General features: G+C 64.0%; 14 protein-coding genes. 7 read left to right on the top strand and 7 right to left on the bottom strand.

The features are described 5' to 3' along the window. The first annotated feature begins 24 nt into the window (after nucleotides 1-24). Together JYG32_RS29500 and JYG32_RS29495 are read left to right on the top strand one after the other, a co-directional pair. A complete protein-coding gene (locus JYG32_RS29500) occupies nucleotides 25-366 on the top strand; it encodes a DUF3579 domain-containing protein (protein ID WP_213265955.1) in 342 nt (113 codons plus the stop codon). Between the two features lie 247 nt (nucleotides 367-613). Next, entirely contained in the window at nucleotides 614-1,465 is an 852-nt protein-coding gene (locus JYG32_RS29495; RefSeq protein WP_174380768.1) for an alpha/beta fold hydrolase, read from the top strand. A gap of 124 nt (nucleotides 1,466-1,589) precedes the next feature. On the opposite strand, the gene JYG32_RS29490 is transcribed toward JYG32_RS29495, so the two are convergent. Then, entirely contained in the window at nucleotides 1,590-2,030 is a 441-nt protein-coding gene (locus JYG32_RS29490; RefSeq protein ID WP_213265954.1) for a PACE efflux transporter, read from the bottom strand. 122 nt (nucleotides 2,031-2,152) lie between these two features. Here JYG32_RS29490 and JYG32_RS29485 point away from each other — a divergent pair, with 122 nt between their 5' ends. After that, the gene (locus JYG32_RS29485) at nucleotides 2,153-3,019 is read left to right on the top strand and encodes a LysR family transcriptional regulator (RefSeq protein ID WP_213265953.1); all 867 of its coding nucleotides are present in this window, start codon (nucleotides 2,153-2,155) and stop codon (nucleotides 3,017-3,019) included. A gap of 29 nt (nucleotides 3,020-3,048) precedes the next feature. Here the strand turns inward: JYG32_RS29485 and JYG32_RS29480 are convergent, their stop codons facing one another. Further along, nucleotides 3,049-4,017: a LysR family transcriptional regulator gene (locus JYG32_RS29480; protein ID WP_213265952.1), complete on the bottom strand. Its 969-nt coding sequence runs from the start codon at nucleotides 4,015-4,017 to the stop codon at nucleotides 3,049-3,051. Between the two features lie 140 nt (nucleotides 4,018-4,157). On the opposite strand from JYG32_RS29480, the gene JYG32_RS29475 reads away from it, so the two are divergent. Both JYG32_RS29475 and JYG32_RS29470 read left to right on the top strand, forming a co-directional pair. Next, a complete protein-coding gene (locus JYG32_RS29475; RefSeq protein ID WP_213265951.1) occupies nucleotides 4,158-5,462 on the top strand; it encodes an MFS transporter in 1,305 nt (434 codons plus the stop codon). An 89-nt stretch (nucleotides 5,463-5,551) separates the two neighbouring features. Beyond that, nucleotides 5,552-7,045, top strand: coding sequence for a M81 family metallopeptidase (locus JYG32_RS29470; RefSeq protein ID WP_174380763.1), 1,494 nt, complete (start codon nucleotides 5,552-5,554; stop codon nucleotides 7,043-7,045). Between the two features lie 154 nt (nucleotides 7,046-7,199). Here the strand turns inward: JYG32_RS29470 and JYG32_RS29465 are convergent, their stop codons facing one another. After that, the gene (locus JYG32_RS29465) at nucleotides 7,200-7,628 is read right to left on the bottom strand and encodes a Tautomerase enzyme (RefSeq protein WP_213265950.1); all 429 of its coding nucleotides are present in this window, start codon (nucleotides 7,626-7,628) and stop codon (nucleotides 7,200-7,202) included. A 125-nt stretch (nucleotides 7,629-7,753) separates the two neighbouring features. Between JYG32_RS29465 and JYG32_RS29460 the strand changes: the two genes are divergently transcribed. Then, the gene (locus JYG32_RS29460) at nucleotides 7,754-8,350 is read left to right on the top strand and encodes a TetR/AcrR family transcriptional regulator (protein ID WP_174380761.1); all 597 of its coding nucleotides are present in this window, start codon (nucleotides 7,754-7,756) and stop codon (nucleotides 8,348-8,350) included. 89 nt (nucleotides 8,351-8,439) lie between these two features. Here JYG32_RS29460 and JYG32_RS29455 read toward each other — a convergent pair whose 3' ends face one another. Then, entirely contained in the window at nucleotides 8,440-8,715 is a 276-nt protein-coding gene (locus JYG32_RS29455; protein WP_213265949.1) for a hypothetical protein, read from the bottom strand. A gap of 397 nt (nucleotides 8,716-9,112) precedes the next feature. Here JYG32_RS29455 and JYG32_RS29450 point away from each other — a divergent pair, with 397 nt between their 5' ends. Beyond that, nucleotides 9,113-10,060 carry a GlxA family transcriptional regulator gene (locus tag JYG32_RS29450; RefSeq protein ID WP_213267506.1) on the top strand — a complete coding sequence of 316 codons (948 nt, stop codon included), beginning with the start codon at nucleotides 9,113-9,115 and terminating at the stop codon, nucleotides 10,058-10,060. Between the two features lie 55 nt (nucleotides 10,061-10,115). Here JYG32_RS29450 and JYG32_RS29445 read toward each other — a convergent pair whose 3' ends face one another. The 3 genes from JYG32_RS29445 to JYG32_RS29435 form a co-directional block, all read right to left on the bottom strand. Beyond that, the gene (locus JYG32_RS29445; RefSeq protein WP_174380759.1) at nucleotides 10,116-10,598 is read right to left on the bottom strand and encodes a YybH family protein; all 483 of its coding nucleotides are present in this window, start codon (nucleotides 10,596-10,598) and stop codon (nucleotides 10,116-10,118) included. 126 nt (nucleotides 10,599-10,724) lie between these two features. Continuing rightward, nucleotides 10,725-11,579, bottom strand: a complete 855-nt coding sequence (locus tag JYG32_RS29440; RefSeq protein ID WP_213265948.1) for a DJ-1/PfpI family protein — start codon at nucleotides 11,577-11,579, stop codon at nucleotides 10,725-10,727. 152 nt (nucleotides 11,580-11,731) lie between these two features. Then, nucleotides 11,732-12,478, bottom strand: coding sequence for an SDR family oxidoreductase (locus tag JYG32_RS29435; RefSeq protein ID WP_174380757.1), 747 nt, complete (start codon nucleotides 12,476-12,478; stop codon nucleotides 11,732-11,734). Between the last annotated feature and the right edge of the window lie 535 nt (nucleotides 12,479-13,013).

Below are 13,013 nucleotides of genomic sequence, written 5' to 3'. Positions count from 1 at the left end.
GCGGACTAGGACACGCACAACAGCATGGATCGCATCGAAGTCACCGAACACGGCCGCCTCATCGGCCAAACCCACGGCCACCTGATCCGCGGCGTCACGCGCGCGCAGAAGACCTTCCGCCCCAGCGACTGGCCCGAACGCCTCGCGGGCGTCATCACGCTGTTCGTCGGCGAACGGCGGCCCGGCTATCCGTGCGCGCTGTCGCGGCTCGCGATGCCGGTCGTCGACGGCGGCGCAAAATGCCTGTTCGTGTCGGACGAATTGCGCGGCGTATGCGCGGACGCATTCGACTTCGCGATGCAGTTCGCGGCCGACAACGATCTGCCCGTCGAGCTTCAGGCCGCGCCCGCGTTGACGGTGCGTTGACGCGCAGCCCCTGCTTCCCCTCATTTTCCGGTGCGTTTGCGCATGCGCGCAGGCCGCCGCGCGCCCTTTCGGCGCCGAAATAAATCGTTAGATGATTGAAGGCTTCGACACATGCGCACGCTCCGACAGGGGTTTCCGGCACAGCCATCAATAAAATTGATCGTCACGATGAAAATTATGCGTTTTCCTTGCAGGTCGCCGTGATGCATAGTTGCGTCGTGTTGACGCACCTTTGAGTCTTTCAGCCATGAACATGCGAATCGAGCCGTCCGTGCTCGCGAACCCCGACCTGCAATTTGCGACGCTTTCGTCAGGCATCAGCCTGCCGTATGTCGAGCGGGGCAGCGGCGCGCCGATGGTGTTCGTGCACGGCTCGTTGTGCGACTACCGCTACTGGGATCCGCAGCTTGCGTCGCTGTCGGCCCACTACCGCTGCATCGCGCCGAGCCTCAGCCATTACTGGCCGGCCGTCGAAGCGGGCATCCAGGACGAGTTCAGCTGGCAGAACCATGTCGACGAGCTCGCCGAATTCATCGATGCACTCGATCTCGGCCCCGTACACCTGGTCGGCCATTCGCGTGGCGGCAGCGTCGCGTTCAACGTCGCGCGCCAGCATCCGCAGCTCGTCGAGTCGCTGACGCTCGCCGATCCGGGCGGCCCGCTGCAGCAGCCAGGCGTGCGCGAAGCCGCGCTGCCGGCCGCCGCGATCGCACTGCGCACGAAGGCCGTGAACCTGATCGGGCAAGGCGACGTCGAGTCCGGCCTCGAGATGTTCGTCGATTCGGTGAGCCTGCCGGGCGCGTGGAAGAAGAGCACGTCGCGCTTCCGCACGATGGCGATCGACAACGCGAGCACGCTGCCGAAGCAGTTGCGCGACCCGCTGCCCGCGTATTCGCAGCACACGGCCGGCGATATCGCGTGCCGCACGCTGCTGATCGACGGCCAGCGCAGCCCGAAGATGTTCCGCAACAACGTCGACACGCTGTCGCAGTGGATCGGCGATGCGCAACGGCAGACCGTCGCCGGCGCGTCGCACGGGATGAATGCGGCGAGCCCCGCCGTGTTCAACCGCTACGTGCACGCGTTCATCGCCGCGTAATTTCCCGGGCGGCGTTCGTTCCGCCCGATCTTCCCCGTTTCGTTTCCGCACGACGCGCGTTGCCGGCGCGTCGCTTTCGGCGATCCGCCGGCACGTTCGGCCAGCCGATATTCCCTGCACCGCTTTACGCAACCGGCTCGGCCTTGCGCGTCACCGCATCGGGCAGCCCGAACACGCTGTCGAACGACCAGTTGTACGCGAACGTGAAGATCGGGAAGAACACGATCAGCACCGCGTCGTACAGGAACGCCTGCAGCAGCGACACGTCGAGCCACCACGCGATCAGCGGGATCAGGAACGTCACGAGCGCGACCTGGAACCCGACCGCGTGCAGCACGCGCCGCCCCACAGTGCGCGTCGTCGCCGCGCGCCGCCGCTCCCACGCCTCGAACGCGAGGTTGTACAGGAAATTGACGGTAACGCCCGTCGTCGAGATCATCACGCCCAGCAGGCCGCTCGTTTCGGCGCTCGCGCCGCTCAGCATGCCGAGCACCGACGACGCGACCAGGATGCCGAGCACCTCGAACATCACGACGTAGACTATGCGTCTCTTCCACCCTTGCATGACCATCCACCTTCTAGCGAACAAGGTGGCGAGACTATCAGCGGGTATCGCGTCCGCAAAAGTCAGGTCCTTTCAATTTTTCTGACAGGAGGCAACGCGTACTGACCAGCGACCACATCGACATGCTGCTGACCGTCATCGACAAAGGCTCGTTCTCGGCGGCCGCGCGCGCACTCGGCCGCACGCCGTCGGCGGTCAGCATGGCGATCGCGAACCTCGAGGCCGAACTCGACCTCGTGCTGTTCGACCGCGGCACGCGCGAACCGACGCCGACTGCCGCAATGGCCGCGCTGCTGCCCGATGCACGCTCGATCGCCGAACGGCTGCACGCGCTGCGCGCGCATGCGCAGCACCTGTCGGAAGGCGTCGAGGACACGCTGCGGCTCGGGCTCGCGGCGGAGATCGACGGCGCACCCGTCGCCCGCGCGCTGACGGCCGTCGCCGCGAAGTACCCGGCGCTCGCGATCAGTGTCGTTACGGCGCCGCAGGACGCGATCGTCGACGCGCTGCATCGTGCCGCCGTCGATCTGTGCGTCGCGTACGGCGGACTCGACCTGCATCCGCAGGAACAGATCCACGCGCTGTGGACCGAAACGCTCGTCGCCGTCGCCGCGCCGAGTCATCCGCTGATCGCCGAAGCCGCGCATCCTGAAGCGATCGAGCGGCTGTCGGGCTTCCGGCAGATCGTGATCGCCGATCCGGAGCGGCCATTGACCGACGTGCGGCCCGTGATCGGCAACCGGACGTGGAAAGTGACCGACATGGCCACGGCGATCGCGCTCGTGACAGCCGGTCACGGCTGGGCGAACCTGCCCGAATCCGTGATCGGCCGATACGTTGCCGAAGGCGAACTCGCGCCGCTCGCGTTCGCGAACATCCGCAACGGGCTGCCACTGCCCGTGTACCTGCGGCGGCCGAAGCACACGGGGCTCGGCAAGGCGGCGAGCGAACTGGTTCGCGCGCTGCGGGCTGCCGGCGACGCTGCCTGAACGGCGCCGGCGGCGGCGGCGCGAGGCAACTAGCGCGCGCGTCTGGCCGTCGGCGGCCGCTTGGCGGCCTTGCCCCGACCCGCGCCGTGCGCCGCGAACATCTTCATGTCGTGCAGCAGACAGTTCAGCAACGTGTCGGCCGCGACGCCGAGTGTCCGCCCCACCTTAACCAGCAGTCGCGCCTTGGCGGAATCGAATAACGGATGTGCGATCGGCAGCGCGACGAGTTCGCCGCTCTCCAGTTCCCGGTACGCCGCGAACGCGCCGATCAGCGTGATCCCGTCATGGCGCTTCACGAAGTGGCGCAGCACGGCGAGGGAATTGGTCGTCAGCGTCGGGCGGATCGACAGGTTCTCCGTATAGGCGAGCATTTGCGCAACCTGGCCGAGGCCGAATGCCGGCGGCATCAGCGCGAGCGGATACTCGCAGAGTTCGTGCGCGCGGACCGCACCGCCGCGCACCGCGAGCGGATGGCCGGCGTGAACGAGCGCCACCACCGGCTGCGACGAGGTGGCGAGATACTCGATCTCCGGATGGGCCGGGGGGTTGTACGCAAGCCCGACATGCGCGCGACTCTCGGCCACCTCCTGAAGCACGCTGTTGACGGGCAGCACGTCGACGATCACGTCGAGCTTCGGATAGCGCATGCAGAAATCGGTCAGCACCTCGTCCATCAGCACGTCGACATAGCCCTCGCTGGTCACGATACGCACCTGGCCGGATTGCAGCCGCCGCAACGCCTGCAGGCGCTCCTCGAACAATTCCTGCTGCGAGCGGCAGCCGCGCCAGTATTCGAGCAGATGCGCGGCGGCCTCGGTCGGGCGCACGCCGCGCGCCTGGCGCTCGAACAGCACGACGCCGATTTCCTCCTCGAGCAGGCGAATCTGCCGCGTGATCACGGACGGCGCGGTATTGATGCTGTCGGCCGCGCCGCGGATCGAGCCGTGGGTCAGGACTTCATGAAAGTAGCGCAAGCGGCGCTGGTTCAGTTCGCGCATGGAGATTCCGGTTTGCGGTATGTGTTGCCTGTCGAGCAACATTAGCTCACTTAAGTTGCTCTTGCTCTGCTTTTTCGTCTCTCCGACGATGCGGCAATCGAGATCGATGCCGCAAGACGCTCACGCCACTGGAGACAGACATGTCCGCCGTTTCATCCTCCCGCCATCCGGCCGCGCAGGACAGCGCGCCCGTGCAGGCGCTGTATCGCAAGCTGAACTGGCGCCTGCTGCCGCTCCTGCTGCTGTGCTACACGTTCGCGTATCTGGATCGCGTGAACATCGGCTTCGCGAAGCTCCATATGCAAAACGCGCTCGGCTTCTCCGACGCGGCCTACGGCCTCGGCGCGGGCATCTTCTTCCTCGGCTACGTGCTGTTCGAGATTCCGAGCAACCTGATGCTGCCCAGGATCGGCGCGCGCAAGACCATCAGCCGGATCATGGTGCTGTGGGGCCTGACGTCAGCCGCCATGATGTTCGTGCACGACGTGACGTCGTTCTACGTGCTGCGCTTCCTGCTCGGCGTGTTCGAAGCCGGCTTCGCGCCGGGCATGATCTTCTACCTGACCTACTGGTACGGCCCGCGGCGAATGGCCGGCGTGATGGCCGTCGTGATGCTCGCCGGCCCGATCGGCGGCATCGTCGGCTCGCCGCTCTCGACCTGGCTGATGACCGCCCTCGACGGCGCGCACGGGCTGGCCGGCTGGCAATGGATGTTCGTCGTCGAGGGCCTGCCGTGCGCCGTGCTCGGCGTGCTCGTGCTCAAGGTGCTGGCCGACCGGCCGGCCGATGCGGCGTGGCTGACCGAGCGCGAGAAAAGCCTGCTCGCGGCCGAACTGCAAGCGCCCGCGGCCGGTCACCACGCGTTCGGACAGGCGGCGCGCGACCCGCGCGTCTACCTGCTGGCCTTCGCGTACTTCACGATGATCTGCGGAATCTACGCGGTCAGCTTCTGGCTGCCGTCGATCCTCAAGGCGAACGGCGTGACCGACACGATGCAGATCGGCTTCTATTCGATGATTCCGTACATCGGCGCCGCATGCGCGATGCTCGTGATCGGCCGGCGCTCGGACCGCCGCGGCGAACGTCGGCTGCACAGCGCCGTGTCGGCGCTGGCAGGCGCCGCCGCATTGGCCGCCGCGACCTTCGCCGGCGGCAACCTTGCGGTATCGCTCGTCTGCATGACGATCGCCACGGCGTTGTTGTGGGCAGCCTACACGGTGTTCTGGGCGATCCCGTCGCAATACCTGACGGGCAACGCAGCCGCGGGCGGCATCGCGCTCATCAACACGATCGGCCTGTTCGGCGGCTTCCTCAGCCCGACCGTCATCGGCGAAATCCGCACCGCGACCGGCAGCATGCAGGCGGGGCTGCTCGTCATCGTCGCGTTGATGGTCGCAGGCGCCGTGGCGCTGATCATGAACCGCCTGCCCGCCGCGGCGCGATGACATGACGCGCCGCCGCGCGGCCGCCGTACCGCCGGCCGCGCCGGCGGGCGCGTACCGCCCGCATCCATCGTTTTCCTGGAATCAGTTTCATGACCACACGCATCCTGATTGCCGGTTTCCAACACGAAACCAACACCTTCGCGCCCACCAAGGCCGCCTATGCAAACTTCGAACGCGGCGAGGGGTTTCCGGCCCTGGTGCGCGGCTCGGACGTGCTCGCGCTGCGCGACGTCAACATTCCGGCGGGCGGCTTCATCAACGCTGCCAAGCGGCGCGGCTGGACCTTGCTGCCGGTGATCTGGGCGGGCGCGAGCCCGTCGGCGCATGTCACCGAGGATGCGTTCGAGCGCATTGCCGCCGAGATCGTCGACGCGGCGCGACGCGGCGGCTGCGACGCGGTGTATCTCGATCTGCACGGCGCGATGGTCGCCGAACATACGGACGACGGCGAAGGGACCTTGCTCGACCGTGTCCGCACCGCGATCGGCCCGGCCGTGCCGGTGGTCGCCTCGCTCGACCTGCACGCGAACGTGACCGACCTGATGCTGAGCCGTGCCGACGCGCTGGTGGCCTTTCGCACCTATCCGCACGTGGACATGGCCGAGACCGGCGAACGCGCGGCCGTGCTGCTCGAACGCCTGCTCGCGGGCGGCGGCCCGCTGCGTCGCGCGGCGCGGCGGCTGCCGTTCCTGATTCCGATCAACGGGATGTGCACGCTGCTCGATCCCGCGCACGACATGTATGCGCGCCTCGCGGCGCTGGAGACGGGCGGTGTGGTCTCGCTGTCGTTCGCGCCGGGCTTTCCGGCAGCGGATTTCCCCGAATGCGGGCCGGTTATCTGGGGCTACGGTGACACCGACGCGATCGACACGGCCGTGCAGGCGCTGTACGACAAGATGCTGGCCGACGAGGCGAAGTGGCAGGTGCCGTTCCTGTCGCCCGACGACGCCGTGCGCGAGGCCATGCGGCTCGCGGAGGGCGCGAGCAAGCCCGTCGTGATCGCCGACACGCAGGACAACCCCGGCGCGGGCGGCGATTCCAATACGACGGGCCTGCTTCGCGCGTTGCTGCGCAACGGCGCGCGCGACGCGGCGCTGGGCTTGCTGTGGGATCCGGCTGCTGCTGCGGCAGCCTGGCGAGCCGGTGTCGGCGCCAGCCTCGAACTGTCGCTCGGCGGCTCGGGCGTGCCCGGTGACGAACCGTTTCACGGGCGCTTCGAGGTCGTCGCGCTGTCCGACGGCGTGTGCCGCTACGACGGCCCGATGATGAACGGCATGCAGGCCGACGTCGGGCCGGTGGCCTGTCTGCGGATCGACGGCGTGCGAATCGTCGTGAGCGGCGGCAAGGCGCAGATGCTCGATCGCAATCTGTATCGCGTGGGCGGCGTCGAGCCGGAAGCGATGAAGATCCTGGTCAACAAGAGCTCGGTGCATTTCCGCGCCGACTTCCAGGACATCGCGCATGCGGTGCTGGTCGCCAAGGCACCGGGGCCGATGCAGGCCGACCCCGCGGACCTGCCGTGGACCCGCCTCGCGCGGGGCATGCGGACGAAGCCGATGGGAACTGCGTTCGCGGGAACGTGACGCGCTCGAACGCTGCCGGTTCGTCGAAGCAGGCCCGGTTCGCGGGATGGCGGATTGCCGCCCTGCGCGCTGCAGGCGGCAATGCCCGAGCGGTGCGGCGGCGATCGCCGCCGCACCGTCGGTCGACGTATGATGGCTCGACCGTTAGTTGCAGTTACTGCGCAGCCGCCGCACTCTGGATCGAATCGACGAGCGACGCGTTGTCGTAGCGCCGTCCGGCAATCCCCCATCCACCGTCGACGGCATGGACGACATTCACCCAGACTTGCGCCGGCATCAGCCGCCCGCCTGCGCGGCGCAGCACGATCGCGGTCGCCCGTTCGACGAATTGCCGCTGCTTGTCGGGCGCCGCGAGCGCCACGGCGGGAAGCTTCAGTTCGACGAATGCGGCGGGCTCCGCGCGTCCATGCACGAAGGTCCGGTGCCGCGGCAGCACGTTGAGCGTGCCCACCACGTTCGGCGCCAGGAACGCATTCCCGGTCAATCCTTCGACATCCAGCAGCGCATCGGTCAGCTCGGCAAACACCGGCCCTTCGTCGTCCGGCGTGAAAACTCCTTCGGATACTGTCAGCGTAATCGGCATCGCACTTCCTCCTGGTCAGGTCATCGGAATCGTGACGTGATATAAATATCAGTCACTCTCTATACATTAGACACTGATCGCTCTCTATGCAAGATAAAGAGTGATCGCTCTGAAGCGAGCCTGTCATGCGTTATTCCGTCGAGCACAAGCACGAAACCCGCGCGCGCATCCTCGAAGCCGCGAGCCGATTGTTCCGTCAGGAGGGATATGGCGGCTCCGGCATCGGCCCGCTGACGAAGGCGGCGGGTGTCACCAACGGCGCGTTCTACGGACATTTCAAATCGAAAGGCGAAGCGTTCCGCAGCGTCGTCCTCGCCGGCCTCGACCAGCTCCGGCAAGGTGTCGCGATATTCAAGGCCGAGCATGGCGCGCGCTGGCGGCGGCCATTTGTGTCGTTCTATCTCGGGCCGCGGCGCACCTGCGAACTCGGCGAAAGCTGTGCGCTGCCGAGCCTGTCCCCCGAGGTGATGCGCGCCGACGACGACACGCGCGACGCGTATGAACAGGCATTGCGGCAGATCGTCGACGAAGTGTCGTCGGGACTGGGCGACACACCCGACGACGACCGCGCGATCGCATTCCTCGCGCTGCTTTCAGGCGGCGTCACGCTCGCCCGCGCGGTGCGCGACCCCGTGCTGGCGGAGCGCATCGCCGATGCGGTCGGGCGATATGCGGTGCTGATCGCGGAACGCACGGACGTGCTGCCGGAGGAGCGCGCTTAGTGCAGCGCGGTGTGCCGGGTGTCAAACGAGGCCGCCGAGGATTGGCGGGAGAGCGTTGGGGTGTCCGAGGTCGGCCACGAAGCATGGCATCAGTCCAGTGGGGCGAGCGCATCCAGTCCATCCGGAAGACCCGACGCCCCGTTGAGTTTGGTGATGTTCCATCTCGTGGAGTCGTTCCACTCGCAATCCATTCGATAGGAATACCGAGAGTTGGCACGAAGGAGGCAGACGCGAAATTTCTTTCCGTTGTTCGATAACGCGTCGCGCAGTTGCACGCCGATGCGCACAATGCCGCCAATGAAATCCCGATGCTGCATCGTCGGGATCAATTCGATGCCGCCTGTCGTGGTGCAGAACGCTCGCACCCCATACTGGGAATCGCTCGGCGCGTCAAAACGAAATAGACTTCGCGCCAACCTGGAAATGTCGCCTGCATATGACTGACGACGTGTTTGGCCAGCGCAATCACCTGTTCTGTTGCAACACTCCTCGCTGCTATGCAGCCTCAAGTGCGTTGCATCGACGGGTTGAATCCGCAGACCTTTTGCAGCCAATATGCGCGACGTGGTGGCTGCGATGACGGCCAGAACGAACGTCCACCTCCTCGAGGCTGAAGACGTGCCTGCGCCGTTACCACCATCGGCTGCAGGCTGGTCGATGAGGGCACAAATGACGATTTTCCCTCATTACACGCCGCATGACGCTATTCGAGGGTTTTTTGTAAAATACGCCTTTCTTGGGTCTTCCACTAACGATTTCGTCATGCATCGAATTGGATTTTTCGTTTGCCGTGGCCACGATGCTCTTGATCTCGGTGGACCACTTTCGGCTTTTAATCAGGTGGCCGCAGTCGCTGGCCATACTCCGTATGATCTTCATGTAATCTCGCAGTCTGGAGGTCCGGTTCCTGGCAATACGGGCCTTTCGATCGAGACAAAGCCGATCGGAAAGCGCACGTTTGATACCGTCGTCTTCGTGGGCGGTGATATAGATCCGATGCAGACATCGGAGAACATCGCCGCTGCCAGGAAATTGGGCGCCAGGGCCTCGCGGGTGGCAAGCGTGTGTACGGGAGCGTTTCTGCTTGCGGAAACCGGCTTGCTGGATGGATTGAGAGCAACGACACACTGGCGATACGCTGCTCTATTGCAGTCGCGCTTCCCCCGCACCAGGGTCGAGGGCAATAGTATCTATATCGTGGACGGCCGTATTTGGACGTCGGCGGGAATCGCCTCCGGAATAGACCTGGCGCTCGGCATGATTGAAAGAGACTTGGGTTCGAATATTGCGCGCGCTGTTTCCAGGCTTTTGGTTGTTCCGTATCGTCGACCAGGAGGGCAGTCCCAATTCTCCGCTATGTCGCAAATGGAGCCGGAATCGGATCGTATCCGCATCGCCCTGAACTTTGCCAGGGAACATTTGGCTGAAGCGTTACCTGTAGAACGACTCGCCGATGCGGCAAGATTAAGTCTGCGACAGTTCGGACGAGCATTTCGCCGGGAAACTGGTGAAACACCTGCCAAGGCGGTCGAACGCTTGCGGGTTGAAGCTGCGAGGCTGCGCCTGCAGGATGGTAGCGAACCGATCGAACAAATTGCTCTGGCTGTAGGATTCACTGATCCGGAACGGATGCGGAGGGCCTTCATCAAACTGCATGGCCACCCTCCGCAGGCGATCCGGCGCGAGAGCAGATTGAACAGTGCGCGCTGATCGAGCGCCGGCCTACTGGCGCTCGCGGTACGTGGCTACCTATATCGCCAGGCGCTCAACGGCCATCGGATTTCTGGGTAGCGTAATCATTCCAGATGTCGCGATGCAATTTCCACGCGCCGCCCTCCTTGAGAAAGAGGAGGATCTGCTTACCACTGTATTTAAGGTTTCCAACATGGTCACGGATTTCCGCATCCGAGACCTCCGTCACGATGCGGTCGTTACCGTAGAACTCGTAATTGCTGAACGATACGGTGTCGGGTTTTGCCCCGGCATACCCCTTGGCGAAGTACGCGGCAATCGCGCTGCCACCCGTCACCCTGTCGCCGCCGGGCGGCAGGAGTGCGCCGTCGTTGGTATACAGACGGCCTATCGCCTCATAGTCCCCTCGCGCAAAGGCATCTGCCCATCGCGCGTTCTCGGCTTTGATGGCCGCTTCGGTTCGAGGCTGCGGGCCGCCAGCAATTGCTGGCACGGCAAACGCGAAAAAGGAAAAGCAGGCTGCAAGGGCTGCAGCAAAACGACGAATCTGTTGCATTTGAGAATTTCCGATCAGGATTTAAATCGAAGGGGCTGCGCCAGATTGGGCAGGTGAGGCAAGCAATGTCGGCGGCGGCTTCATCGAAACCCGTGCGAGTACTCACAGACATTGCCTGCGGGCATCTCAGCTAACGCCTGGGATTCGTGCGAGCCCCCTGGATGCACCGGGCAGTTCTTTGTCGACCATCGCGACGACTTCCTGCCGTGCGTCTCTGGGATGACCGGAATGGAACGGCGGAGCGGGATCGTATTCGATCACGAGTTGCGTGAATTCGGCGGCCTGTTGACCACGCAGCTTCGCTGCGACGCGAAGTGCGAAATCGATGCCCGCCGTCACGCCGCCGCCGCTCATGAAGCGGCCGTTGTCGTCTTCCGCGAATCGATCCGGCACGGGGATCGCACCATATTCGGACAGCTTGTTGACGAAGGCCCAATGGCAGGCGCTTCGCTTACCCTTGAGAATGCCCGTCGCAGCGAGCACCAGCGATCCGTTGCAAACCGACGTCACATGTTTGGCGCTTTCCGCCAAACGCCGGATCTGCGCTTGATACTCGGGCCGCATCGGCGCCGTCAAATCGGACCCGCCGGGCACCAGAATCAGGTCTGTCTGCTCGATATCGGCCAGTCGTTCAGTCTTGCCATACACGACTCCGAATTCGAGGGTCACGTTGCCCCCATTGAGGCTCGCATAGCGAACGTTCGTATTCGGTAACCGGTGGAAAATCTCGCTGGGGCCGGCGAAGTCGAGAAGCGTCCCGCCGTCGTAATTGACAATCAAAATGTTGAGCGGGTCGATCGGCGCAAGTTCTCCGTTGCTGGCTGCCTGCGCAAGAGCAGGCGTGGTATGGCCAAGCAGGGCTCCGCCACCCAGCACGGCGCCCAGCGTGGCGATGCTTCCCAACTTGAGAATATCGCGGCGCGAACGACCTGCTCCGGTGAGGGGCTTTCCGGAGGCATTGTTTTCGCTACTGTCGGTCAAGATCATTTCTCCTTGCGCTTCGACCCCTCCGCGTGCGCAACCAGGTTGGGCCGGATTGAAAACCACCACGACAAGAAAGCGTGGTGGACATGTGATCACGGTGTGGATGAGCCGGAAGGTCGTGCTGGGCTCTTGAATCGGAAAGCTCAGGCTTAAAGCTGCGAGGCACCGCCATCGACAATCAGTTCGCTGCCGACAACGTAGGAAGATTCGTCGCTGGCGAGATAGAGCGCCGCGTAGGCAATGTCCTCTGCCTTTCCCAGATGGCCAACCGGGATGGTCTTCGCGAACTCGTTTTTGAAGTTGCGGACGTCCTCGTCCGACATACCCCACTTGCTGAGCAGGGGCGTGTCCGTGCCGCCAGGCGCGATCGCGTTGAACCGGATCTTGCGATCGAGAAACTCGTAGGACCAACTACGGGCAAGTGATCGCACCGCAGCCTTCGCCGCCGCAGTCAACGATATGCCATGCTTGCCGGTCTGGGCGACGAACGATGTGTTGAGAATGACTGAGGAGCCCTCTCGCAAATCCGGCAGCATCGCTTGAAGCGTGTAAACCACGCCCTTGACGTTGATGTCCATGATCTCGTTGTAGAGGTCGTCATCGATGTCATTGACCGCGGACGGGAAAGCCCAACCAGCGTTGGCGAACACGACATCCAGGCCGCCGAACTTTTCTTTTAACTCTGCGGCAATCGCCCGCATGTCCTCGATCGAACGTACATCGCCCTTGAGAACTAACGCATTCTCGCCAAGCTCGGCCTTCACGCGCTCAAATGCGGCAACATCGCGACCGGTAACCGCTACCCGAGCGCCTTCTGCAATGAAAAGCTTGGCGGTCGCCAGACCGATGCCGCTAGTACCGCCCGTAATCAAAGCTGACTTGTTCTTAAGCCTCATTCTCTGCTCCTTTCTTTGCTTGAGATCGATCAAACCGAGAGCTCAAGGCGCAATCGCGGTTGTGCTCGTATTCCGGCTTGATTCCTGCGCAAATTATGGAGCCTGAAATGAATGGCTCAAAGGTCGTATAACCCTCAAAAAACGCCAACCGATCCAAACTAATGACTAACGCACCTCAGCGTTTACCGGCGGGCCGCGCACAAAGATGCCGGGCCCGCGGCTAACCCGAAAATCGAGCGAAACCTCGGACTCTCCATTAACTTCGGCGCATTCGTGTCGGGCGTGCAACTTCCGTTGAAACAGCAGACGCCGCGTGTCAAGCAGGCACAGGGGGCCCGGAATCGCGCCAACGTGCCGCTCGCTGCCCCCGGTCGGCAGGGAAGCGCGCACGCAAGGGCCGGGGCCGTCATACGCCTGATAGAGATTTGCTGGTTTTGCAGGCTCGTCATGTAGCGTGCTGGTACTAGTGACTGCAGTGCAGCGTGCGAATGTCTGATATCGACGAGACAGCGGACTAGCGTCACATGCTGACGAG

It is taken from the genome of Burkholderia pyrrocinia, assembly GCF_018417535.1.
GTDB lineage: Bacteria > Pseudomonadota > Gammaproteobacteria > Burkholderiales > Burkholderiaceae > Burkholderia > Burkholderia pyrrocinia_E.
Note: the sequence above shows the minus strand (reverse complement) of the source record. Positions and strands in the feature narration are given on the sequence as shown.